The 245-nt window shown below is 35.5% G+C and carries 1 protein-coding gene; it reads right to left on the reverse strand.

Features of this window, described 5'->3' with window-relative positions; translation table 11 throughout:
- Positions 1 to 19 precede the first annotated feature (19 nt).
- Positions 20 to 245, reverse strand: a 226-nt coding sequence (locus SB749_RS20480) for a hypothetical protein (protein ID WP_410711928.1), incomplete at its 5' end; no start/stop codon positions are given.

Here is a 245-nt window from a genome sequence, read left to right on the forward strand (position 1 = left end):
GATAAAAAATAGAATTTTCCTAATTAATTGTTTTTAGTGTCTCAGATGATGTGGGAACAATATAATCTCTAATAGTGTTATCGATTTGTGGATATATTTGGTCAATAAACGGAACTGCATCTCCAGAAGTTTTTACTTCTAAAGTCAATACTGTATCGTCCGTGACGACGTAATATAGACCCTCGCAATAACCATATCCTCCGTCAGCAATCTTTGCCTGCATATATTTCTGCCTTGACTCATCG

This window comes from Brevibacterium sp. SIMBA_078, from assembly GCF_046534565.1.
GTDB lineage: Bacteria > Actinomycetota > Actinomycetes > Actinomycetales > Brevibacteriaceae > Brevibacterium.